The organism is Mammaliicoccus sp. F-M27 (assembly GCF_022387115.1).
Lineage (GTDB): Bacteria > Bacillota > Bacilli > Staphylococcales > Staphylococcaceae > Mammaliicoccus > Mammaliicoccus vitulinus.
In genome coordinates this window covers 1-26,035 of record NZ_JAJNIE010000008.1, presented here as the reverse complement: position 1 = coordinate 26,035, position 26,035 = coordinate 1, and the positions used below count along the sequence as shown (strand labels likewise).

The window sequence follows — 26,035 nt, the reverse complement described above, 5'->3', positions numbered from 1 at the left end:
ATTGAGGTGAGTTTATGAACCGTCAATCAGTTAAGAAAGCCCTAATATTTCCGTACGTCATTATGATGATATTAGCTTTAGTGCTACTCGTTTTCAGTTTTTTTAATTCGATATTTTGGGCGATTATTTCGACGGTTGTTACGATAATTCTAATTGCAATAAGCATATTTTTTATTAGAAAAAGCTTTGCGAAATTAGACTTATATATTGGAAGTTTAGCCGGAAGAATTACTAAAAGTAAGACAAGTGCTGTTAGTGACTTGCCAATAGGTGTAATACTATTAGATAAAAAAGATCATATCGAATGGATTAATAATTTTGTTAATAAGCGCTTAGAGCGAGATGTTTTAGACGAACCGATTAATGAAATCTTTCCAAACATTTTAAAAAGATTAGAAAATACACCAGAAGTAGAGATTGAAGAAGGTTCATATAAATATAAAGTTACGTATACCGAAGATGAAAAAGCGATTTATCTTTTCGATATTACAGAGTCTGCACATGTGTATGAGTTATATGAAAATGAAAAACCAATCATAGCGACGATTTTCTTAGATAACTATGACGAAATTACTCAGAATATGAACGATTCTCAACGTTCCGAAATTAACAGTATCATCACGAGCGTAATTGATGATTGGTCATCACGTTATCAACTCTATATTAAACGTTATAGTTCGGATCAATTTGTAGCTTTATTAAATAATAGTATTTTACAAGATATAGAAACATTGAAGTTCAATTTGTTAGATGACTTAAGAGATAGAACGCGAGAAATCGGACATCAATTAACACTGAGTATCGGTATTGGTGAAGGTAGTGAGAACTTAATTGAATTAGGTGAGCTATCTCAATCCAGTTTAGATTTAGCGCTCGGTCGAGGTGGAGACCAAGTAGCCATTAAAAATAGTAACGGTAATGTAAGATTTTACGGTGGTAAAACGGATCCAATGGAAAAAAGAACAAGAGTCCGTGCTCGTGTAATTTCTCATGCATTAAGAGATATCTTAATCGAAGGTGACAAAGTTATTATTATGGGTCATAAATCACCAGATATGGACGCAATCGGTGCTGCAATCGGTGTTTCTCGTATCGCTAAAATGAATAATTTAGAGTCTTATATCGTGTTAAATGACTCTGATATTGATAGCACTTTAGAGCGTGTTATGACTGAAATAGATGAGAAACCTGACCTTAAAGAACGGTTTATTACATCAGAAGAAGCATGGCATGAAATGACACCACGTACGACGCTCGTTGTTGTGGATACGCATAAACCTGAACTTGTAATAGACGAGAATTTGCTGAACAAGGCAAATAGAAAAGTGGTTATCGACCATCACCGTCGAGGAGAAAGTATTATTTCTAGCCCGCTACTTGTTTATATGGAGCCTTATGCAAGTTCAACTGCAGAGCTCGTTACAGAATTATTAGAGTATCAACCAACAGAACATCGTTTAACGAGAATCGAATCAACAATTATGTTAGCAGGTATCATAGTCGATACGCGTAACTTTACTTTAAGAACTGGATCACGAACATTTGATGCAGCGAGCTTTTTAAGAAGTCACGGTGCAGATACCATTCTCTGTCAGCATTTCTTAAAAGATGACATAGACACATATATTAAACGTTCGGATTTAATTAAGACTGTTAAACTATTCCGAAGTGGCGTCGCGATTGCACACGGTGAGGATCATCAAACGTATCATCCTGTAACAGTGGCACAAGCAGCAGATGAGTTGCTTGGTTTAGAAGGTGTAGAAGCATCTTACGTAGTTGCAAGACGTTCAGAAGATACAATTGGTATTTCCGCCCGCTCATTAGGTGAAGTGAATGTACAATTAACAATGGAAGCATTAGGTGGCGGCGGTCATTTATCAAATGCCGCAACACAAATTAAAAATACATCAGTAGAGAAAGCAATCGAAGAATTAATTAAGGTTGTTGAATCAGAAGAAAAAGGAGTGGAAGAATAATGAAAGTTATTTTCACACAAGATGTTAAAGGTAAAGGTAAAAAAGGAGAAGTAAAAGACGTACCAGTAGGTTATGGTCAAAATTACTTAATAAAAAATAATTATGCTGTAGAAGCGACTCCTGGAAACATGAAACAATTAGAACAACAAAATAAACGCCAAGAAGAGTTAAAACAACAAGAAATAGATGATGCAAAAGCACTTGCTCAAAAACTAGAAGAAATAGAAGTTGAAATACCTGCTAAAACAGGTGAAGGTGGTAAATTGTTCGGATCAGTAAGTACGAAACAAATTACTCAAGCATTAGAAAAACAACATCAAATTAAAGTGGACAAACGTAAAATGGACTTACCTAACGGCATTCATAGCCTAGGTTATACAAAAGTTTCTATTAAACTTCATAATAAAGTTTCTGGAACATTAAAAGTACACGTTGTAGAAGCTTAAGTGATTCATTAAAATGGTCGGTATTTGATTTACCGACCTATTTTAATGCGTTATAATAAAAAATATTAAAAACGGAAAGGAGTAATCAGTATGGATGGTATGGATAATATGATGAATGCAAAACAAATGCCCCATAGTATAGAGGCTGAACAATCTGTTATCGGTGCAATCTTGATTGATCCTGAACTGATTAACTCAACAGGTGAAACGTTAATACCTGAAGCTTTCTATCGTGCAAATCATCAACATATATTTAGAGCGATGTTGATGTTAAATGAGCAGAATAAAGAAATTGATTCGGTAACACTGATGGATGAGTTAGCAGCTGAATCTTTGTTAGAAGAATCGGGTGGTCCTGCATATTTAGCTGAATTAGCAAACAATGTTCCGACAACTAGAAATATTCATTTCTACACAGATATCGTGTTTAAGCATGCAGTGAAACGTCAATTGATTCGTGTAGCAGATAGTATTGCTGAAGATGGGTATAATCCAGAACTGGATTTAGAATCATTGTTAGGTGACGCAGAGAAAAGAATATTAGAAATTTCTGCTTCAAGAGGTACAGAAGGATTCAAAGACATTAAAGATGTCTTAAGTATTGTATTTGATAACGCTGAGCAACTTGATCAAAACAGTGGTCAAACGCCAGGAATACCAACAGGATATAGAGATTTAGACCAAATGACAGCAGGCTTTAACCGCAATGATTTAATCATTATTGCGGCACGTCCTTCTGTCGGTAAGACTGCCTTCGCATTAAATATTGCCCAACAAGTCGCTACGCATCAAGATTTTTACTCTGTCGGCATATTCTCACTCGAAATGGGTGCAGATCAGCTGGCAACACGTATGATTTGTAGTACAGGTAATGTTGATTCGAACAGATTGCGTACAGGATCGATGACAGAGGAAGACTGGAGTAGGTTTACAGTAGCTGTCGGTAAACTGTCTCGCACAAAAATATTTATCGATGATACGCCAGGTATCCGTATCACGGATATACGCGCAAAATGTCGTAGATTGAAACAAGAACACGGATTGGACATGATTGTGATTGACTACTTACAGCTCATTCAAGGTAGTGGTTCACGTAGCTCAGATAACAGACAACAAGAAGTATCTGAAATCTCACGTATGCTTAAAGCGATAGCTAGGGAACTAGAATGCCCTGTTATCGCACTAAGTCAGTTATCCCGTGGTGTTGAACAACGACAAGATAAGAGACCAATGATGAGTGATATTCGTGAATCGGGTTCTATTGAGCAAGATGCGGATATCGTTGCCTTCTTGTATAGAGAAGATTACTATTCAAGAGGTGGAGAAGACGAAGATGGAGAAGCAATGGATGCCGGTGCACAAGATGAGAATGGTGAAATAGAAATTATTATCGCCAAACAACGTAATGGTCCAACTGGTACTGTTAAACTTCACTTCATGAAACAATACAACAAATTCACAGATATTGATTATCAACATGCTGGAATGGAATTTGGATAAAAAAGTTTTTTGGTAAAAAGGCGTACATTTATATAGTTTTCTATTAAAATGTACGTCTTTTGTTTTGTGTAAAGTGACAATTATTTCTTTATGTTTGTGTTTGTACAATGAAATATTTAAGGTTAAATCCTTTTAAACACTATGGTTATGGTCTTTGATAGAGTTTATCATACATTTATAGGTTGTAAAAAAACGCTCCTTACTAATGTTCGTTTTTAGTTTGCAATTTAGTTATAGGACTGATAGAATACTTTATGGTTAATGAGAAAAAGCGGAGGTGCTCACATGTCATCAATCGTAGTAGTTGGGACGCAATGGGGAGACGAAGGTAAAGGTAAAATTACAGATTTCTTAGCAGAGGATGCAAACGTTATTGCACGTTTTTCAGGTGGTAACAATGCAGGTCATACAATAAAATTTGATGGAGAAACTTTTAAATTACACTTAGTACCATCAGGTATATTTTATAAAGATAAATTAAGTGTTATCGGTAATGGCGTCGTAGTAGATCCAGTTGCTTTATTAAAAGAATTAGATGCATTAAACGAACGCGGTGTTATAACAAATAACTTGAGAATTTCTAACCGTGCACAAGTAATCTTGCCATATCATTTAAAACAAGATGAACTAGAAGAAGAAAAACGCGGAGACAACAAAATTGGTACAACTAAAAAAGGTATCGGTCCAGCTTATGTAGATAAAGCGCAACGTATCGGTATTCGTATGGCTGATTTATTAGATAAAGAAACATTTGAAAAACGCTTAAAAGAAAATCTAGAATATAAAAATGAATTGTTTGAAAAAATGTTCAATGCTGAAGGTTTCACGTTTGAAGAAATCTTTGAAACATATTTTGCTGCTGGACAACGCTTAAAAGAGTTTGTTACAGACACACCTAAATTATTAGACGATGCTTTCGTAAATGATGAAAAAGTTTTATTCGAAGGTGCACAAGGTGTCATGTTAGATATCGATCATGGTACTTATCCATTCGTTACATCAAGTAACCCAATTGCTGGTAACGTTACAGTAGGTGGCGGTGTTGGTCCAACATATGTATCTAAAGTTATCGGTGTATGTAAAGCTTATACATCACGTGTAGGAGACGGTCCATTCCCTACAGAACTATTCGATGAAGATGGTCACCATATCCGTGAAGTTGGTCGTGAATACGGTACAACAACAGGACGTCCACGCCGTGTAGGTTGGTTTGACTCAGTTGTATTACGTCACTCACGTCGCGTAAGTGGTATTACAGACTTATCAATCAACTCAATCGACGTACTTACAGGTCTTAAAACAGTTAAAATCTGTACAGCTTATGAAATTGACGGTGTTGAAATTACAGAATACCCAGCAAACTTAAAAGAATTAGAACGTTGTAAACCAATCTTTGAAGAATTACCAGGTTGGGAAGAAGACATTACAGGATGCCGTTCATTAGAAGAATTACCAGATAACGCACGTCGTTATTTAGAGCGCGTTTCTGAATTATGTGACGTAAAAATTTCTATCTTCTCAGTAGGACCAGATAGAAACCAAACAAACTTATTAGAAAACTTATGGGATTAAGTTTTAAATAAAAAAGCATATCACGCTACTGAATTTTTCAGTCATAAGCGTGATATGCTTTTTTTATATAGTGTTACGATTTGCTCTTACAAGCTTCTCTTGAAATATCATAACCAACTTAAAATAAAAAAGCACAAAAACTTATCGTTTCAAGCTTTATTAAGACTCCCCTATCATACGGATGTCTAACTCACATACTAAATTTATAAGTTTTCATGCGTTTTTATTCAATATTAATGAATTTCTCTCTTTTTAAAGCGTCCACCTTTAACTTCGCTGACATCTCCTATTGATAGAAATGCGGTATTGTCGATTTCAGTAACGATATCTTTTAGTTTAGATTCTTCTAGTCGAGTGATTACACAGAATACGACTTTTTTATCTTCGCCTGTATAAGCGCCTTCTCCATTAAGATAAGTTACACCTCTACCTAGACGGTCGTTAATTGCTTCACCGATGTCTCGATATGTATCGCTAATAATCCATACTGCTTTTGATTCATCAAATCCTTGAACGGTCACATCAATCATTTTAGCTGCGATAAAGTATGCGATTACGGAAAACATGGCCGACTCCCAATTGAATACAAATCCGGCTGCTGCGAATATGAAACAGTTAATGAGCATCACGATTTCTCCAACTGAAAAAGGTGCTTTACTACTCACTAAAATTGCACTGATTTCAGAACCGTCTAAAGATCCGCCATATCTAATGACGAGACCGACACCTAAACCTATAATTGCGCCACCAAAAATTGTAACCAAAAAGGTTTCTTTAATAAAAGGTTCAAAATGATGTAAATAGGCAGTTGTAATTGATAAGACGGTTATCGCATAAATAGTCGAAATCGTAAATGTCTTACCAATTTGTTTATAACCTAAAAAGAAAAAGGGAATATTCAATATGAATATAAATAGTCCGAGTTTCATATTAGTTAAATGACTTAAAATAATCGCGATGCCTACTATTCCGCCATCAAGTAATTTGTTAGGGACTAAAAATAGTTCTAATCCAACGCCCATTAACACGCTACCTATCGTGATAAAAATGAATCGTTTCAGGATTTCTCCTTTACTTAATTTGCGATGTCCTTTTTTAATAACTTGCGCTTGCTCCATATCATCATCCCTTTTTATTACTTCTATTTATATTATATAAAAAATTTTGAATAAAATCTTGTCTTCTGTATAACAGTCATGCTATAATCAATCTTGTGTTAAACAGAGGCCCCTTGGTCAAGCGGTTAAGACACCGCCCTTTCACGGCGGTAACACGGGTTCGAATCCCGTAGGGGTCACCATCTAAATTATATACATATAAGGTCCCGTGGTGTAGCGGTTAACATGCCTGCCTGTCACGCAGGAGATCGCGGGTTCGATTCCCGTCGGGACCGCTTTTAATGCTTATCGTAATAACGATAAGCATTTTTTTGTTGTACAATTATAGAATAACGCCAAACAATAGAATTAATGGACAAATAGTGTTAAATTATAGTATAGGATATCATGCACGAGAGTGTGCTTGAAGATACTTATTTTCAAAAAGAAATGAGGTAAACATATGGCTAGAAAAATAGTAGTCGTTGATGATGAAAAACCAATAGCAGATATACTTGAATTTAATTTAAAAAAAGAAGGTTATGATGTTTATTGCGCATATGACGGTAATGACGCAGTAGATTTGATATATGCAGAGGAACCAGACATAGTGTTATTAGATATTATGTTACCTGGTAGAGATGGAATGGAAGTTTGTCGAGAAGTTCGAAAGAAATTTGAAATGCCTATCATTATGTTAACAGCTAAAGACTCAGAAATTGATAAAGTGTTAGGTTTAGAACTCGGTGCAGATGATTATGTTACGAAACCATTTTCAACACGTGAATTGATTGCGCGTGTTAAAGCGAACTTACGTAGACATTATTCACAACCTACTCAAGCAGAAAATGAAGAAACGAATGAAATTGTTATTAAAGATATTACAGTATATCCAGATGCTTATTCAATTAAAAAGCGTGGTGGAGATATCGAATTAACACATCGTGAGTTTGAGTTATTCCATTATTTAGCGAAACATATTGGACAAGTTATGACGCGTGAACATTTACTACAAACTGTATGGGGTTATGATTACTTCGGTGACGTGCGTACTGTAGACGTAACGATACGCCGACTACGTGAAAAGATCGAAGACGATGCATCTCATCCAGAATATATCGTAACGCGTAGAGGTGTGGGTTATTTCCTACAAACGCAAGAGTAGGCTGATAGTATGAATTGGCTAAAGAAATTTCAGTCCTTACACATTAAACTTGTCGTCATTTATGTTTTATTAATCATTATTGGTATGCAAATTATCGGTTTGTATTTTACAAACAGTCTTGAGAAAGAACTGACACGTAACTTCAAGACAAACATTGAGCAACACGTGAAACAGATTAATTACAACATAAAGAAAACGTACAACTCAGAAGATCCAAATCGGAACTTCCAAAAAGAAATACAAGGTATATTAGATGACTATGCAAACCGAACTGAAATTGATGAAATTAGATTTATTGATCAAGATCAAATTATCGTTGCGACATCTAAAGCTACAAATCAGAATACCGTCAATCAAAAAGTAAATGATAGCTCTGTACAAAAGGCATTATCGTTAGGTAAATCCAATGATAAAATCGTTTTGAAAAATGATTCTTCAGATAGTAACAGAGTGTGGATTAAAAATAAACCCGTTAAATATGAAGGTGAAGTTGTAGGAGATATATACGTTGAATCAGATATTGATTCTGTATATGAGCAGTTAAACAACATTAACCAGATTTTCATTATAGGTACGGCAATCTCATTATTGATCACAATTGTGCTCGGTTTCTTTATTGCGAGAACAATTACGAAACCAATATCAGATATGCGTAACCAAACATTAGAAATGTCTAAAGGTAACTATACACAGCGCGTGAAGATATATGGAAATGATGAAATTGGTGAACTGGCCTTATCATTTAATAACTTATCGAAACGTGTACAAGAAGCACAAGCGAATACTGAAAGTGAAAAACGACGTCTCGACTCTGTTATCACACATATGAGTGACGGTGTATTAGCGACGGATAGACGTGGTCGCGTACGAATCATCAATGAAATGGCGCTTAAGATGTTAGGGCTAGAACGTTCTGATGTAGAAGCTAAACATATATTAGACATTCTTAATATTGATGATGATTACTCATTAGATGATTTACAAGAGAACAATGATAGCTTCATTATCGATGTAAACGAAGAAGAGGGTATCATTGCACGCGTTAACTTCAGTACAATCATTCAAGATACCGGCTTTATTAATGGTTATATTGCGGTATTACACGATGTTACGGAACAACATATTTTAGAGAATGAACGACGCGAATTTGTTGCGAATGTTTCACATGAATTACGAACACCGTTAACATCCATGAGAAGTTATATAGAAGCATTAGAAGAAGGTGCTTGGCGTGATCCAGAAGTTGCGCCTACATTCTTAAATGTTACACGAGAAGAAACCGATCGCATGATACGTCTCGTGAATGATTTATTACAGCTATCTAAAATGGACAATTCAAGCGATCAAATGAATTCAGAGTTGATTGACTTCAATATGTTCATCAATAAAATTATTAACAGACATGAAATGTCACAAGGTAAGAATGTAACATTTATTCGTGATATACCAGTTAAAGGACTATTTGTAGAAATTGATCCTGACAAGATGACACAAGTGTTTGATAATGTTATAACAAACGCGATTAAATATTCTCAAGAATCTCAAAAACGTGTAGAGTTTCATGTGAAACAAAATACGTTATATAACAGAATGACGATCCAGATTAAAGATAATGGTATCGGTATACCTGTTAATAAAGTAGATAAAATATTTGATCGTTTCTATAGAGTAGATAAAGCAAGAGCGCGTAAGATGGGCGGTACTGGATTAGGTTTAGCGATTACTAAAGAAATCGTTGAAGCACATAAAGGTAGAATTTGGGCTAATAGTAAAGAAGGTCAAGGCACATCTATTTATATTACCTTGCCATGTGAAGTCATGGAAGATGAGTTTGGTGATTGGGATGCGTAATAGAGAAGTTATTAAATCTGCTATTCTCATAATCCTTGTGTTAGTCAGTGTATTTATGACATACCGTGTATGGACATTCACACCTGAACTGACAGACTTGGAAACGGATGTTAATACCGATACACCTTCTATTGGACCTAAGATTAGTAAGCCTATTGATAGCGTGATTATGCCTTTTAGAATGATTAATCGCAATGGCACAGACGTGAAAGGGACGTCTAATGTAAAAGATATTAAAAGAATAACGGATCAAATGTTGAGCAAAGAAGTTAAGAAAGTTGATATTTTAAGCAGTGAATCAGTTGTTGAACTTGAAGATTTATCTGAACGTTATACGATTTTAGACTTCCCTGACAGTGTCCCGAGTGAAATGTACTTGAATCAAGTATTAGGCATGAACATGAGTTATTATCCTAAAGTTAATTTTGATAGAATTTTAGTAGATACTAAGTCTACAAACGAAGCGGTTGTTTATTTATTAAGTGAAGATAAACGTAAAGCTGTAAAGCTACAAACGACGATGAAAAGTCATAAATTCGATCAAATTAATAAAGCAGCTGCATCAGATTTGAAACCTTATACGGGTATCATTACGAATGAAACGACTACAAATGAAATCAACCAAATTTATGCACCTGAAACTGCTGATAATATGAACATTTACCGTTATGTATCTAATAAAATATCAGTAGCGGACTTAAATGATGTTATTCTTGGAGAATCTGTTATTGCACGCAGTAACGAAGATAACATTTCAACATATAACAATAATACGGGGATTTCTACTGTAAACGAAGAAAAGCAAACGTATCGTTATACGAATTTATCGGAAGATGAAAATCGTCAAAAAGATATTTCTAAATCGATTACGAATACATTTAAATTTATTAATGAACATGCAGGATATACAGATGAGTTCCGTTTATTTGATACCGATCAGAAGACGGGTAAAATCGATTACCAAATGTTCTTAAACAACTATCCAGTATTTAATGATGATAAGCTATCTTCAATCGAAGCTGTGTGGGGTAGAGATACGATTAATGAATATAATAGAGGATTGATCACAACAGGTGTAGCAGTACCGTCTAAAAAAGAAGCAGATGAATTGCCTTCATCAGAAGAAGTGAGATACGGTTTAGCTTCTAATGCACAAATAGACTTTAATAAAGTTACAAACATGGCTATTGGATATGATTTATCAATACCAAATAATGAAATTGATAATTTACAAGATACAATTGAATTCACGCCAAAATGGTATATTAAATATGATGGTGAATGGAAAAGATATGAGAATGGAGGGCTTACTTAATGGATTGGAAACATGCCAAGTCACTCTTCATCATTGTGTTCGTTTTGATTAACATTGGATTGGTCGTCGTCTATTTTAATAAAATTAACAACTCGATCGTTCAAGAATCTAACGCACAATCAGATGTGAATTTCTCAAAAGAAGGAATAGAAATTCCACAATTACCAGAGTATAAAGATAAAGAAATGCAAGCTATAACAGGCAGTAGTAAATCATTTAGTTCTGATGAACTTGAAGGTGTGTATACATTAACTGAAAAAGACACACAGATTAATAAAGACATCAATGTAGACTTAGATAAAGGTAGCAAACAAGCATCATTCAAAAACTTCATCAATAAAGAGTCCTTTAAAGGTAAAGAATACAAAGATAAAAGTAACAACACAGATAAAAATAAAGTGATTTACGAACAAAACTATGAAGGTTTACCTATACTGAATAATAGTAAAGGGCAAATCGTCTTTAATATAGAAGACGGTAAAGCAAATAAATATACACAAACATATTTAGATAAACTGAAACCAGGTAACGGAGATAACAATCATAAGCAAAAAATTGCAGATGCTAAGACAGCTTTAGACATATTGTATTACAACACATACCTTAAAAAAGGTGATAAAGTAGAATCCGTGAGATTAGGCTATTATAGTGTCGTTAAAGAAATTGGAGGACAAGTACTTGTTCCTTCATGGGAAGTCAAAATTAAATCCGAAGAAAACGGTAAAAGTAAGACTAAAGTATTGTACATTGATGCAATCAAACCAGAATCAACTGTGTTAGAAGAATCATAAGAGAAGGTAATTAAAGGAGATGAACACTTGTGATCGCAATGAGCGTACTCGCAAGTGGCAGTACAGGAAATGCCACTTATATAGAATCAGATAAAGGAAGCCTACTCGTAGACGCAGGGTTGACAGGTAAAAAATTAGAAGGTCTGTTTCAACAAATAGACCGTAACATCAGCGACTTAGAAGGCATCTTAGTAACCCACGAACATGTCGATCACATAAAAGGGTTAGGCGTACTTGCAAGAAAATATAAACTACCTATCTATGCCAACAAGAAGACGTGGCAAATGATAGAAGCTAAAGATAAAAATATACCACTTGATCAAAAGTTTAACTTTGAACCATATGAAACAAAAACATTAGCAGGTATTGATATCGAGTCATTCAGCGTGTCACACGATGCGATAGACCCACAGTTCTATATCTTCAATCATGACTATAAAAAATTAACAATGATAACAGATACAGGATATGTGTCAGACAGAATGAAAGGTATGATACATGGTAGTGATGCATTTGTATTTGAAAGCAATCACGACGTAGATATGTTAAGAATGGGTAGATATCCATGGAAGACCAAACAACGTATATTAAGTGATATGGGTCACGTATCTAATGAAGACGCAGCACATGCAATGTGTGACGTGATAACAGGTAATACAAAACGCATTTATCTTTCTCACTTGAGCCAAGATAATAACATGAAAGATTTAGCAAGAATGAGCGTAGGACAAATATTAAACGAAAACGACATAGATACAAACAAAGAAGTCATCTTATGCGACACAGATAAAGAAAAAGCAACGCCAATATATTATATATAGGCAAAAGATATCCCCAATTCTGAAATTGGGGATATCTTTTTAGTTTGTCCACAGATATACCCACAGTTATACACAATTGTCCACAAACTGTGCATAACTACATGGGTTATCCACCATTCTATCCACAATGTATATAATTCAGTGGATAAATAGCACCAAAATGTATAAAAATAAACGACTAAATATTAAGAAAATATACAAAAATATTGAAATGTTGATATAATGATAAAGAAAACTGTGCATAAGTTGATAACCTGTGGATAACTTTTAAGACAATGAATAAAGGTGGATAATGATGAAAATAACAATCATAACAGTCGGTAAACTAAAAGAGAAGTACTGGAAACAAGCCGTAGACGAATATAATAAGAGATTAGGCGCTTATACGAAGACAGAATTAATCGAAGTAGCAGACGAAAAAGCACCAGATAATATGAGCGAAAAAGATATAGAGATCGTGAAAGAAAAAGAAGCGGACCGTATTATGTCGAGAGTAAAACAAGACAGTTACGTCATTACCCTGGAAATAGAAGGTAAGATGTTAACAAGCGAACAGCTTAGTAAAGAAATCGATAACCTCATGACACGAGGAAATTCACACATCACATTTATTATTGGCGGATCAAACGGATTGCATAGTAAAGTACTCCAACGCAGCAACTACGCCCTATCATTCAGCAAAATGACCTTCCCACATCAAATGATGAAAGTCGTGTTGATGGAGCAAGTATATAGAGCATTTAAGATAATGCGTGGGGAAGCGTATCACAAATAAAACTAAAAAATAGATTGTGTATAATAAAAGCTATTTCAAATACCGCATTACTACCCGATAAGCAGAAGCATATCATAAATGATGCGGTTTTTTGATAAGGTTCCCGTTGTTAATAATATAGAAGAAAATGAACTCATTATTAAAGAAAATTTTAAATCACTATATTAACAAGTAGACAAACCCTACGTAAATTAATTTGCGTAGGGTTTGTCTCTTTTTATTTATGTCCTGTTAGCATATGCTTTTAGGAGTAAATTGTGTCAACTTTTGTGAGAAAACTATTAGACGAAGACTATAGACTAAGAAATTAGTCGCGGAAAAAGTGAGCACAAAAACTGTTAGAAAGTAGAAGTCTATAAATATAGTATTAGTTATAAAATATAATTAACCCAGCAGTAAATCAAATTTTAAAATATTCAAGTATTATTTGGTTCAATTGCTCTGAAACTTGAATAAAATCGCAATTTAGATCTAATGTTTTTACACTAATATGATTTCCACTCATTTGATAGTCATTGTCGGGAAATACTTTTTCATCAGTTTTAGCATAAAGTAACATTCCCGAAACTTTTGCTGACTTTTCTTTTAAATCAATATCTAGATTTTTAACATAGGTGAAAATTTGATACAGATTTCCAGAATGAATTTTATTAACACCATAGTTATTTTGTAGTGTTTTAGTATAATACTTAGTATCAATTATTAAATATTTATTATTATATGAAAGGATAATATCGGTCTTCATCACAGGTAACATATCCCTAACTCCATCATCTACCATCCAAGGAATATAGGACGCTGTAACTGTTAATTGCGGAAATTCTTTTTTGTAATATTCAAAGATAAATTTTTCAAATAAACGTGATAGTTGTTGCTCATCTGAGTAATCCATTAGTTGATTACTTCCATCTTTTTTTGACTGTAGTAATCTTTTAATAATTAGATAACATATAGACGTTAACATTTTATATGTTTGATTATTACGAGTAAATTGTAAATTCCAATTGATATTATGTTTTTCTAATGTATCTACTTTGTCAAAAAATAATAATAACTTTTTAATTTTTTTCTTTCTCTCATTTGAAATTTCAGTTTTAAGTAACAAAATCATAGTTGTTTTAATTATCTTATTCATATACATATTAATCGAAAACTCATCATATGAACAATTGAGCTTCTGATTCATGATATCTAGATTTTTAATAGATTCTGTGATATTAATTTTGCCTCGAACCATTTTCAAAGATTCTTTTTCTTCTACGTATTCATGATGTAAGCCACGTTTTAGTTGAATAGATACGCCCTTAATTAAAATAGCTGCATACAAATCAATTGCATTCTCGAAATCTTCCGTCGCGACTTTACGGTAACCTTTTTCATTTAGTACTTTATATGCATATGACAACATATAATACACATTCTTAATAGCTATCATTGAATAGCTCCTCTTAATTTTCCAGACCATGAATCTACCTTATCTGGTTCATCAAACCAATATTCATTTATTAACGGAATAATTTCATATTCTACTATATTTTCTAATTCATAGTCAGTAACATTTGATAAGTTGCAGAAATAACTATGGCCAATAATAAATCCTTCACCAAGTGACTCATCTCTTTTAATTTCAGAGTTCAAATTTAAAATACATTGAATAAGAGAATCAAATTTAGAACTAGCTAGCTTTTCTTGATATGAACTAAATCCTGTTGTCATAAATCCTGTTGTCATATTATAAAAGGCAAATCGTCTACGCAATGCATAATCTAACATTGTTAAACTGCGATCAGCTGTATTCATCATTCCAAGAATATAAATATTTGGAGGGACAGAAAACTTTTCGTCTGCGTATAATAACTGAAGTTCTGTTCCGCGTTTATCATTCTCTATTAACATGAATAGTTCCCCTAAAATCTTACTTAGATTTCCACGGTTAATTTCATCAATAATAAAGAAATAATCATTTTCTATATCATTTTCTGCTCGTTTACAAAAATTGTAGAATGTTCCTTTACGGAGTTCGAACCCGGATTCTGTCGGTCTAAATCCCATAACAAAATCTTCATAAGAATAATTTTGATGAAATTGAACCATTTGAACACGTTTTTTATCCTTTACTCCCATCATTGAATAAGCTAGTCGTTTAGCTACAAAAGTCTTACCAACACCTGGAGCGCCTTGTAAAATAACATTTTTCTTTCTTCTAACTAAATTTACTAACTTAAGATAATCCTCTTCTTCCATAAATACATCATTTAAAAAATGATTTCTATCATAATTTGGTAAGACTACTTCTGTTTCATCTTCTATATCAATTTTATCTTCTTCAAATAATATTTTAAGATTTTCAAGAAAATCATTATATGGTGTAATATTGGTTAAAGTTTTAGGGGCTGGCTTTATAGAAGTGATCCATTCTCCTTTATCTTTCCAATCGACTGTACGAATATTTTTAAATTCTTGATTTGGATGATACTCATGTTCAGAAGTAACTATTCCCCAGCCAATTATTTGTTTTTGGCCCTTTTTAACATAAACAATATCTCCAATTTTCATTTCATTAGTAAATTGCCAAATAGCATTCGTAATATTAATATAGCTGTTTGTATTTCCATTAATTTCTTGTAACTTTTCTTTCATATCTCCTCTACTTGTATACATTGAAAAATCTTCTAATTCTTCCCAACCTATCGCCATAAGTCCTTTTTTATAAAACGCATCCCAATTAATTGCTTGCGACCCTGGTGAAAATATCCAATAATTCATTGATTCAACATCTTTATCTGCATCTGTTGTTTCAATTTTATTCTTTTTTTGTAAATTAATTTTTTCAGAATAAAGCCAAGCATCGTAACTCAATTCAATAAAGTTATCAATTAAAATTTCTTCATTTGAAAGATAATCTTGTATGTTATCTATTATTTCTATGTACTCTTCACCTGATAATTTGCCATTTATTCTAGGTAACCTATTTATTGTTTCACCAGTAATTTCACCAGATTCATATATATACCATCTAGAACGAGAATCGAGATTGACAAATTTTTCTGGAGCAATCCAGTATAAACCACTTGTCAATTTACTATTATGAATTCCTTTTTTGGACATAACTTTATCAAAATATTCTATGAATTTTTCTTGAGAAGTAGATGTAGGATCATTAGCAAATTCTAATGCTGCGTTAAATAGCATCCAAAGTTCATCAATATCATTTGCATTGCGGTCACCTTTAAAATAATAAAATGTAGCTCCCATATTATTGATAGTTGGAATACTCTCAAAACTATTTGGTAATTCTGCCTTAATTTCGAAAAGTTCTGCTATTGCTTCCAATATTTTCACCTTATTTGCTAAAGTTAACCTGCTTTTATTAAATAAAGCAAACACTGTAAATGGATCAATATCTGTTAAATCATTATTTCTCTCTAAAGTTGGTAGTTTAATTTCAGTCATTTTATATATTTTTTTTACTTTTTCAATTAAATCCTTACGATTTTCATGATATTTCAATAGTTTTATAGCAAATTCTTTATAAAAATCAACCCACGTTATATCTATTGCACTTTTCATTAAATCCTGATCCCCCTATAAATACCGTTACGATAACTTTTTATTTATATTTTATTAAATCAAATATAACATATGATTAGTATTAAAATTCTTTAGCTCCTACCACATATTCTAATCTTCCAACAATTGGTTTAATTCTATCTTCAAAATTAAATTAGAACATTAATCGATTTAATATCTGTCATTTTCATATCCATATATTTCATTTTAACCTCAATAAATTTATCATGCTAATTACAACTTATTGTCTAGCTTTATTTGCGATACGCTTCCCCTTATTAGTGATATTGCTAACAATCCCTAAATATAATTCTACTTTTTAATAATCGCTAATGCTCATATTTAACAACTATAATGAAGCTAGTAATCCATTTTTGTCAATGGTTAAATTTAACCATTGACAAAAATGGAAGGTTGATTTATAGTTAGGTTAACATTAACCGGAAGGAAGGTAATCAAATGGAATTATTTAATTATATTGATAAATTAAGAGGAACTATGTCATTAGAAGAAATACAAGAGTTAATAATTAATATTATAAAAGGTGAAGATATTGAAATAGAATCTAAAGCTGAAATAGCGGAAGAATTAATTCAAAAGTTAAAAACACTTAATTTTTCAGAATTACAAAATACTTACTACACACTCCAAACAATGAATAGAAATGCTATTGCTAACTACACTGATTCGATTGAATCTTTGGCTTTATCTATCTTTAAAAAATATAACAATGGAAATTCACTTTTAGATTTAGGGTCTGGTTCTGGACATATGCTATGGAGATCAAGTACTGAGGGACAATTTAAATATTTACGTGGTGAAGAAATCAATACCAAATCTGCCAATGCTAGTAAAGTACTACTTTCAAAATCAAAACCAAATATTGAAATCATTAACACTGATTCTACTTTAAATTTTGCAAATAAAGATAAATTTGATTATATATATTCAGACGCACTCTTTTTGAATGCAGATAACGAAAGATTGAAAAAAATCGAAAAAAATGCAGCTACAAATTACTTAAAAACAAGAAGTAAATTTTCTGAATGGATATTTACAAACCGTATATTAAATAACCTAAATGATGATGGTGTTGGAGTCATTGTATTAAGAGATGCCGCAATGTCTACTGAAATGGCAAAAGATATTCGAAAAGATTTAATTGAAAATAATTTAGTAAAAGCAGTTATACAACTACCGTCAAATTTAATTACCAATACTGCTATATCAACTACTTTATTAGTTTTACAGAAAAACAGTGAAGATAATGTAGTCTTTGTCAATGCTTCTGAAACATATACTAAAAAAGGGAGACTACAAAAAGCCTTTGAGACCAAAGATATTAAAAGCATTATGAACGGGCTGAGTTCAGATACAGAAATTTCGAAAAAAGTTAGTAAAGAAGTAATAAAAAACAATGATTATAATTTATCACCTGTAAGATACTTAGTTAATATTGAAGATCGTCTTCTTAATCCTGTTAAGCTGACAGATATCGTAGAAGCTATTCGAGGAAAAGATGTATCTAAGAAAAAGCTTGATGATGAACAAAACAAAGATAAAGCGGGTTATTTATTAAATCTTTCCGATTTAAAAGATTTTAAAATTAATATACCTAAACAAAAAATCAGCCAAGAGATACTTGATGAATATGATAAATATCTACTTAAACCTATGGACATTGTAATAAGTACTAGAAGTTCGGAACTTAAAATAGCAATTGTTAATGAAAATTTAGCAAGTAATAATATCATTATATCTTCTAACTTTAATATTTTGAGAGTGAAAGATAATAAAATTAATCCTTACTATTTATTTGCATTTTTGACAAGCCAAATAGGTACAGAACAATTTGAACAATTAATGACAGGAACAGTTATTAATGTTATTTCTCAGAAAGCATTACAAGAATATAAGGTTTCTTTATTGGGCCAAGAATCCCAAGAAGATATTGCATTTAAAATGGAAGAAGAATTAGTGGAGTATTATAGCTACTTGAATAAAATTCAAAGATTTCAAAATAAATTACCACAACTTTTTCATGAGAATGGAGGAGAATAGTGTTGAGTAAGTTAAGTATTGAGGAACTAAATGAATTTTTAGATGATTTGTTTGATAGATTAAAAAATGAAGCAAAGCTTTACAATTCTCAGAGTGAATTTGATATTTTCTTAGCCCGTTATCAATTTCAAAAAAATGACGATTATAAAGGCAACCTCTATAATGACAATGCTAAAGTACTGATTCTAGGTGTTAGAAATGGTGGATTGAAGTCTAAGGATATTAGTGGGATATTTAAAAAAGCTGGTTTGAAAGATAAATATAAAATAATTGAATATGATGATATGACTAATTTTGATGTGTCAATCTTAGAAAACTCTACTCAATATACAGATATATTTATTGGAGCTGCTCCTCATAAAATGAAAGGAATCGGCAATACTGGTAATCCTATTCAAAAATTATTGGATGGATCAGAAACATTATATCCTAAAATTCATAAATTAATAAGTGGAAACGAACTCAAAATAACTAAAACAAATTTAATGAATGCTATTGCAGATTCAGTTTTATCAAATTCTATTAGATATATAGATAGATATTAAAACTTTAAGCAAATACTTTTATATATGGAGGACTATTGATGGAGAGTAATATAAAGATAATTGAAGGGGAAATTATAGATCAAGGTGGTTTTTCTACAATTTACGAGTGTGAACTGGAACGGAATGGAGAATTATATACTAATTTAGTAATGAAAAAGTTAAATAATACTCACAAAAAAATTATACCTCACAGGTTTGATAGAGAAATACGATATATGACTCAACTTGTGCATAAAAATATCGTAAAGCCTATATATATTGATTATAATGAAGATATAATTGTAATGCCTAAATTCAAATATAATTTAGTGACATTTATTGAAAATAATAGTATTGATAATATAAATAAACAAGAGTTAATTCTAAAAATTTTAGATGCTATAGAATATTATTTATCTGAAGGTATATTACACAGGGATTTAAAACCTCAAAATATTTTAATTGACGAAAAAAACGAACCTTATTTAACAGATTTTGGATTGTCTTCTAAATTGGAAGGAGTAAAAACTCAACTTTCTTTAACTAAGACTGGTACTTCAAATTGGGGTACACCCTTTTATATTTCTCCTGAACAATATGAAGATTTAAAAAGTGCGGATGAAAAATCTGAAATCTATAGTATTGGGCGTGTAATATATTCAATTTTCACTGAAGATTTCAGAGCATTTGATATGGCTCATTTAGATAAGTTAGATTCTAAATTAAAGTATATTATTGAAAAATCTACTAAACCAAATCGAGAAGATCGATTTGGAAATGTTAATGAACTTAAGAAAGCAATAAATAACACTTTCAATACCGAAATAAGTATTGATGAAATGGAAATTGATGATATATTGGAAATATTAGAAGGAAACTCTAGTACACATAGTAAAGATGAGATATTTACAATTATAAATAATACAGATTTTGTTCAAATTGCTAATTTTTTCACTAGTTTAGATAATAATAAACATAAAAAATTAAAGGATATTAATAAAAGTGAATATAATATGTTTATTGATAATGTTGCCGAAAATATTAAGAATTCATCTTTTATTTTTAGTTATGTTGATACTATCAGTGCTAAATATTTAAACCTTCTGGAAAGTAGTATTATTGAAATAAAACAACAAATAAATTTATTACTATCATTTATAAATGTATCAACATCTCATAATCGCTTTGACGCTATGCAGAAGTGCGGGGAATATATCAACAGTATAACTGATAAATTTATACTAGAAGAATTAAAAAACGCAATAATTAAAGAAAATAAAGTTTTTGAATGTAAAAAAATAAATGAATATTATAACATAAGCAATTTATTAGATTTAATTAACAGTTCAAAAGGAGTGCATGACTAAGATGGCAACAATTGGATTTGAAGAAAAGTTATGGCAAGCAGCAGATAAGTTACGTGGAAGTATGGATGCAGCAGAATATAAAAATGTAGCATTAGGTATTATATTTTTGAAATATGTTTCTGATTCATTTGAGGAAAAGTATGAAGAATTATTGAATGATGAATATGCAGATGAAGAAGATAAAGATGAATACTTAGCAGAAAATATTTTCTGGGTTCCTAAAGAATCGAGGTGGCAATACATAAATGATAATTCTAAGAAGCCAGAAATTGGTCAAATTATCGATAAAGCTATGATAGCAATTGAAAGAGAAAATGAGTCTTTAAAAGGGGTCTTGCCTAAAGATTACGCAAGACCAGCTTTAGACAAGGAAAAATTAGGAGATATTATTGATTTATTTACTTTCAAGGTCGGAGACTCTGAAAGTAAGAAGCAAGATGTCTTGGGACGTGTTTATGAATACTTTATTGCAAAATTTGCGAGCGCTGAGGGTAAAAATGCTGGGGAATTCTATACACCAGCTTCAATAGTTAAATTACTTGTTGAAATGGTTGAACCTTATCAAGGTAGAATTTATGATCCTTGTTGTGGGTCGGGCGGAATGTTTGTACAAAGTGAACATTTTATCGAACGACATCAAGGCCGCATAGATGATATTGCTGTTTATGGTCAAGAGTCTAATCCAACTACTTGGAAATTAGCAAAAATGAATTTGGCTATTCGAGGTATAGATAATGATTTAGGTGATCATCATGCAGACACATTTCATAATGATTTACATAAAGACTTGAAAGCTGATTTTATATTAGCTAATCCGCCATTCAATGCAAGTGATTGGGGACAAGAAAAATTATTAGATGATTACCGCTGGAAATTTGGTATTCCTCCAAAAGGCAATGCCAACTATGCATGGATTGAACATATGATTTCTAAACTTGCACCAAGTGGTACTGCAGGATTTGTATTAGCGAATGGCTCGATGTCTACAAGCAGTAAAGATGAATTAGAAATACGTAAAAACTTAATTGAACAAGACTTAGTTGAATGTATAGTCACTTTACCAGGACAATTATTCTATTCTACACCTATCCCTGTATGTCTATGGTTCCTGTCAAAAAACAAATCTAAAAACGGTAAGAATGAGCGACGTGGAGAAGTACTATTTATAGATGCTAGAAATATAGGAAGCTTGGTATCAAGAACATTAAAAGAATTTTCAGATGATGAAATAAAAGATATAGCAAATGTCTATCATTCATGGCGTGGAACAAACGATAATCAATATGAAGATAAAGCAGGTTTCTGTAAAGTAGCAAAGACAGAAGAAATAAAAGATAACGAATACATCTTAACGCCAGGACGTTATGTAGGATTAGCAGAAGTAGAAGAAGATTCAGAACCATTTGAACAGAAAATGGAAAGAATCACAGCAGATTTAAGTGAACAATTTGCGAAATCAAAAGAACTCGAAAACCAAATCCGAAAATCATTGGAGGGGTTAGGTTATGGAGTATAAAGAATATGAATTAGGGGAACTTATAGAATATAGGAATGAAAAATTATTAATTGAAAACGTCAGCTTAGAAAACTATATATCTACCGAAAATCTATTGCCAAATCGTAATGGGAAGCAAAATGCTGAGAAATTACCAAATACTAAGTCTGTAAAAAAATACTATGAAAATGATATATTAATATCCAATATCAGGCCATACTTTAAGAAAATTTGGCAAGCAGAAATTCCAGGTGGTGCTTCTAATGATGTACTGATATTAAATTCTTGTAGCAATAATACAACAAATGATTATTTATATTATTATTTATCACAAGACAAATTTTTTGATTATATGACTCAAACAGCTAAAGGTACAAAAATGCCTCGTGGTGATAAAAAAGCAATACTAGGTTATGAAATTAAAGTTCCAAATATAAAACATATACAGAATTATATAGTGAACCTTGGGAAAAATATAGATAAGAAAATTGAAACCAATAAAAAAATCATAGCAAATCTTGAAGATCTTTCTCAAACACTATTCAAACGTTGGTTTGTTGATTTTGAATTCCCTGATGAAAATGGAAATCCATACAAATCAAGCGGCGGAGTGATGGTTGATAGTGAATTAGGGAAGATACCTAGAGATTGGGAAGTTAACGAATTAGGAAATTATGTGGATATTATAAAAGGTTTATCATATAAGGGTGCTTTTCTAGATAAACAACATGAAAGAAGTGATTCTTTTCCACTATTAAGTATTAGTAATTTCAACTTTATATCAGGTTTTAAATCAAATAAAACAAAGTATTACTTTGGTGATTATAAAGAGAGACATTTAGTTAATCCTGGAGATATCTTAATTGCAGCAACTGATTTAACTCAAGATAGAAAAATACTTGGAGCACCTGCAATAATTCCTAATTTAAATAAAACAATGATTTTTAGTTTAGATGTTTTTAAAATTACTGAGACAGCAATTCCTAAGTATGTATTGTATTTTTTATTACAATCTGCCAAATATCGTGAGTTTGTAGAAGGTAGCGCTACAGGCACAACTGTTATAAGAATTGCAAAGAATGTAATATTGAAAGTTCCCATAGTTATAGATAAAGATATATCTCTAAAATTTGATAATTTAATAAAACCATATATGGAAATAATAGAACATCTTTCTCAAGAAAACCAAAAATTGACGCAATTAAGAGACACGTTATTACCAAAATTAATGTCAGGTGAAATTGAGATACCTGATGACATCGAGGTGAATGAAGATGAGCTTTCAATTTAGTGAAGATGATTTAGAACAGGTTGCACTGAAGTGGTTTGAGGGTCTTGGCTATTCTGTTAAGAATGGTCGAGATAGTAGTGAAAATGGGATTATGAATGAACGGGAGAGCGACAAAGATGTTGTGCTTGATGATCGTTTGGAAGCGGCTTTGAGACTTATTAATCCTGAACTAAATAATAGTGCAATTGAACAGGCTATGCGTGAAATTTCTATTGAGAAGTCTCCTAGTTTATTAGAGAATAACCGTTCTTTCCATGAAATGATTACAAATGGTATTGAGGTTGAACATTATAATGATGACGGTGAGACGATTAATGATTTGGTATATGTATTCGACTTTGATAACCCAGGAAATAATGATTTCTTAGCGGTTAATCAATTAACTGTTGAAAATGGAGATTATAAAAAAAGACCTGATATTGTGTTATTCATAAATGGATTACCAGTAGTGGTAATTGAACTGAAAAATTCTACAAATGAATCTGTTGGTATTGAAGATGGATACCATCAGTTAGAAACTTATAAAATGAGAATTCCACAATTATTTAATCATAATGCAGTATTAGTGACGAGTGATGGTGTTAATACAAAAGCTGGTTCTTTAACTGCTGATTATGATCGTTTTATGACTTGGCGTACTAAAGATGGAAAAACTGAAGATTCATCAACGTTTCGTAGTTTAGATATATTGATTCACGGTATGTTAAATAAAGAGGTACTATTAGATTTAATTCATCATTTTGTTTTGTTCCAAGATGATGGTAAAGGAAATATAGTTAAAATATTAGCTGCATATCATCAATATTATGCAGTTAATAAAGCCGTTGATCGTGCTATGGAAGCAACATCTGAACATGGTGATGGTAAAGGTGGTGTTATTTGGCATACACAGGGTTCTGGTAAGAGTTTGACAATGGTTTTCTTCTCAGGAAAGTTAATTCAAAAATTAAATAATCCAACATTAGTGGTCGTAACAGACCGTAATGACTTAGACAATCAATTGTATGGTACTTTTGTTAAGTCCAAAGGACGTTCTGGTAAAGGATTATTAAGACAAACACCTAAACAAGCTGAATCACGAAAAGAATTGAAAGAACTATTATCTGTAGAATCAGGTGGTATCGTATTTACAACTATGCAGAAATTCGAACCTGAAGAAGGTCAAGTGACAATGGATGCATTAACAGAACGTAAAAATGTAGTAGTTATGGCAGACGAAGCACACCGCACACAATATGGTTTCAAAGCAACTTACGATGAAAAAGGTGAAGGTATTAAATATGGGTATGCAAAATATTTAAGAGATGCTCTACCTAACGCTTCGTTCGTTGGTTTTACTGGAACACCTGTATCTTCTACAGATAAGAATACGCAAATGGTATTTGGTAATTATATTGATGTATATGATATGACACAATCTGTAGAAGACGGTAGTACGGTTAAAATATACTATGAAAGTCGTATTATTCCATTAAATTTACCAACCGATTTAGATATTGATGAAGCATATGATGTCATTACTTCTGGCCAAGAAGAAGATACTAAATCTCGATTGAAATCTAAGTGGTCACGTATAGAAGCTCTATCTGGTGCAAAACAACGTGTACATGCTTTAGCGACTGATATTATTAATCACTTTGAAACAAGACAGAAGGCAATGAAGGGTAAGGGTATGATTGTCACAATGAGTCGTCGTATTGCAGTTGATTTATATGATGAAATTGTAAGACTTAAACCCGAATGGCATTCAGATGATGATGACAAAGGTGTTATCAAAGTCGTAATGACAGGTTCATCTAGTGATCCGCAAAACTTCCAAAAACATATAGGTCCGAAAAAGCGAAGAAATCTTCTAGAGAATCGTATGAAAGACGTTAATGATGAATTACAACTCGTAATTGTGCGAGACATGTGGTTAACAGGATTTGATGTACCTTCAATGCACACAATGTACATAGATAAACCGATGAAAGGTCACAATTTAATGCAAGCTATTGCACGTGTTAATAGAGTATTTAAAGATAAACCAGGTGGATTAATTGTTGACTATGTAGGTATTGCTGAAAGTCTGAAGGAAGCACTAAAAGAGTATACGGATTCTGATAGAGAACAAACAGGTATAGATACAGATAAAGCGCTAGAACTAATGTTAATGAAATACGATATCATTCAAGATATGTTGTATAACCATGACTATTCTGACTTTGAGTCAGAAGATCAATTAAATCGCTATAATGCTATCTCAAATACGATGGACTATATCATTGGATTAGGTGAGAAAGAAAGAGAGCGATTTGTGACAACAGTGACGGAGCTTTCTAAGGCATTTGCATTATGTGCAACTGAGGAAGCTGCTCAAGAACTGAATAGTGAAATTGCGTTTTTAAAAGCAGTAAAATCGGGACTTGTTAAATT

General features: G+C 32.1%; 19 protein-coding genes and 2 tRNA genes. 18 read left to right on the top strand and 3 right to left on the bottom strand.

Annotated features, from left to right (window positions below):
* The first annotated feature begins 14 nt into the window (after nucleotides 1-14).
* The 4 genes from LQ598_RS08955 (at nucleotide 15) to LQ598_RS08940 (ending at nucleotide 5,497) form a co-directional block, all read left to right on the top strand.
* Nucleotides 15-1,979, top strand: a complete 1,965-nt coding sequence (locus LQ598_RS08955) for a DHH family phosphoesterase (protein ID WP_107536347.1) — start codon at nucleotides 15-17, stop codon at nucleotides 1,977-1,979.
* Nucleotides 1,979-2,425: a 50S ribosomal protein L9 gene (rplI, locus tag LQ598_RS08950; RefSeq protein WP_016911387.1), complete on the top strand. Its 447-nt coding sequence runs from the start codon at nucleotides 1,979-1,981 to the stop codon at nucleotides 2,423-2,425. The genes LQ598_RS08955 and rplI overlap by 1 nt, the downstream gene beginning before the upstream one ends.
* Before the next feature lie 99 nt (nucleotides 2,426-2,524).
* On the top strand, nucleotides 2,525-3,925 hold the full coding sequence (gene dnaB, locus LQ598_RS08945) for a replicative DNA helicase (protein ID WP_199196552.1): 1,401 nt from the start codon (nucleotides 2,525-2,527) through the stop codon (nucleotides 3,923-3,925).
* Between the two features lie 285 nt (nucleotides 3,926-4,210).
* Nucleotides 4,211-5,497, top strand: coding sequence for an adenylosuccinate synthase (locus LQ598_RS08940; RefSeq protein WP_016911385.1), 1,287 nt, complete (start codon nucleotides 4,211-4,213; stop codon nucleotides 5,495-5,497).
* Between the two features lie 233 nt (nucleotides 5,498-5,730).
* Here LQ598_RS08940 and LQ598_RS08935 read toward each other — a convergent pair whose 3' ends face one another.
* Nucleotides 5,731-6,615 (bottom strand): YitT family protein, encoded by an 885-nt coding sequence (locus tag LQ598_RS08935; protein WP_016911384.1) that lies wholly within the window; start codon nucleotides 6,613-6,615, stop codon nucleotides 5,731-5,733.
* A 107-nt stretch (nucleotides 6,616-6,722) separates the two neighbouring features.
* Here LQ598_RS08935 and LQ598_RS08930 point away from each other — a divergent pair.
* From LQ598_RS08930 to rlmH, 8 genes are all read left to right on the top strand, one after another.
* Nucleotides 6,723-6,797, top strand: a tRNA-Glu gene (locus LQ598_RS08930).
* A 20-nt stretch (nucleotides 6,798-6,817) separates the two neighbouring features.
* Nucleotides 6,818-6,890: transfer RNA gene (locus tag LQ598_RS08925), tRNA-Asp, on the top strand.
* Between the two features lie 167 nt (nucleotides 6,891-7,057).
* Nucleotides 7,058-7,759 (top strand): response regulator YycF, encoded by a 702-nt coding sequence (gene yycF, locus LQ598_RS08920; RefSeq protein WP_016911383.1) that lies wholly within the window; start codon nucleotides 7,058-7,060, stop codon nucleotides 7,757-7,759.
* Nucleotides 7,760-7,768: 9 nt separating this feature from the next.
* Complete coding sequence (gene walK, locus LQ598_RS08915; protein WP_107536344.1) at nucleotides 7,769-9,610, top strand: cell wall metabolism sensor histidine kinase WalK; 1,842 nt, start codon at nucleotides 7,769-7,771, stop codon at nucleotides 9,608-9,610.
* Complete coding sequence (locus LQ598_RS08910; RefSeq protein WP_107556494.1) at nucleotides 9,603-10,925, top strand: YycH family regulatory protein; 1,323 nt, start codon at nucleotides 9,603-9,605, stop codon at nucleotides 10,923-10,925. Before walK ends, LQ598_RS08910 begins: the two co-directional genes overlap by 8 nt.
* A complete protein-coding gene (locus LQ598_RS08905; protein ID WP_107556495.1) occupies nucleotides 10,925-11,716 on the top strand; it encodes a two-component system regulatory protein YycI in 792 nt (263 codons plus the stop codon). The genes LQ598_RS08910 and LQ598_RS08905 overlap by 1 nt, the downstream gene beginning before the upstream one ends.
* Before the next feature lie 38 nt (nucleotides 11,717-11,754).
* Entirely contained in the window at nucleotides 11,755-12,537 is a 783-nt protein-coding gene (locus LQ598_RS08900) for an MBL fold metallo-hydrolase (protein WP_026023197.1), read from the top strand.
* Nucleotides 12,538-12,832: 295 nt separating this feature from the next.
* Nucleotides 12,833-13,312, top strand: a complete 480-nt coding sequence (gene rlmH, locus LQ598_RS08895) for a 23S rRNA (pseudouridine(1915)-N(3))-methyltransferase RlmH (protein ID WP_016911378.1) — start codon at nucleotides 12,833-12,835, stop codon at nucleotides 13,310-13,312.
* Nucleotides 13,313-13,712: 400 nt separating this feature from the next.
* Here the strand turns inward: rlmH and mcrC are convergent, their stop codons facing one another.
* Together mcrC and LQ598_RS08885 are read right to left on the bottom strand one after the other, a co-directional pair.
* Nucleotides 13,713-14,747: a 5-methylcytosine-specific restriction endonuclease system specificity protein McrC gene (mcrC, locus tag LQ598_RS08890; protein ID WP_239745432.1), complete on the bottom strand. Its 1,035-nt coding sequence runs from the start codon at nucleotides 14,745-14,747 to the stop codon at nucleotides 13,713-13,715.
* Nucleotides 14,744-16,882, bottom strand: a complete 2,139-nt coding sequence (locus tag LQ598_RS08885; RefSeq protein WP_239745430.1) for an AAA family ATPase — start codon at nucleotides 16,880-16,882, stop codon at nucleotides 14,744-14,746. The genes mcrC and LQ598_RS08885 overlap by 4 nt, the downstream gene beginning before the upstream one ends.
* 459 nt (nucleotides 16,883-17,341) lie before the next feature.
* Here LQ598_RS08885 and LQ598_RS08880 point away from each other — a divergent pair, with 459 nt between their 5' ends.
* The 6 genes from LQ598_RS08880 to LQ598_RS08855 form a co-directional block, all read left to right on the top strand.
* A complete protein-coding gene (locus LQ598_RS08880) occupies nucleotides 17,342-18,943 on the top strand; it encodes an N-6 DNA methylase (RefSeq protein ID WP_239745429.1) in 1,602 nt (533 codons plus the stop codon).
* A 2-nt stretch (nucleotides 18,944-18,945) separates the two neighbouring features.
* Nucleotides 18,946-19,488, top strand: coding sequence for a hypothetical protein (locus LQ598_RS08875; RefSeq protein WP_239745428.1), 543 nt, complete (start codon nucleotides 18,946-18,948; stop codon nucleotides 19,486-19,488).
* Between the two features lie 38 nt (nucleotides 19,489-19,526).
* Entirely contained in the window at nucleotides 19,527-20,834 is a 1,308-nt protein-coding gene (locus LQ598_RS08870) for a protein kinase domain-containing protein (protein WP_239745427.1), read from the top strand.
* Between the two features lies 1 nt (nucleotide 20,835).
* Entirely contained in the window at nucleotides 20,836-22,350 is a 1,515-nt protein-coding gene (locus LQ598_RS08865; protein ID WP_239745449.1) for a class I SAM-dependent DNA methyltransferase, read from the top strand.
* The gene (locus LQ598_RS08860; RefSeq protein ID WP_239745426.1) at nucleotides 22,340-23,620 is read left to right on the top strand and encodes a restriction endonuclease subunit S; all 1,281 of its coding nucleotides are present in this window, start codon (nucleotides 22,340-22,342) and stop codon (nucleotides 23,618-23,620) included. Before LQ598_RS08865 ends, LQ598_RS08860 begins: the two co-directional genes overlap by 11 nt.
* Nucleotides 23,604-26,035: type I restriction endonuclease subunit R (locus tag LQ598_RS08855; protein WP_239745447.1), on the top strand; the 2,432-nt coding region annotated here is incomplete at its 3' end. The genes LQ598_RS08860 and LQ598_RS08855, both read left to right, overlap by 17 nt.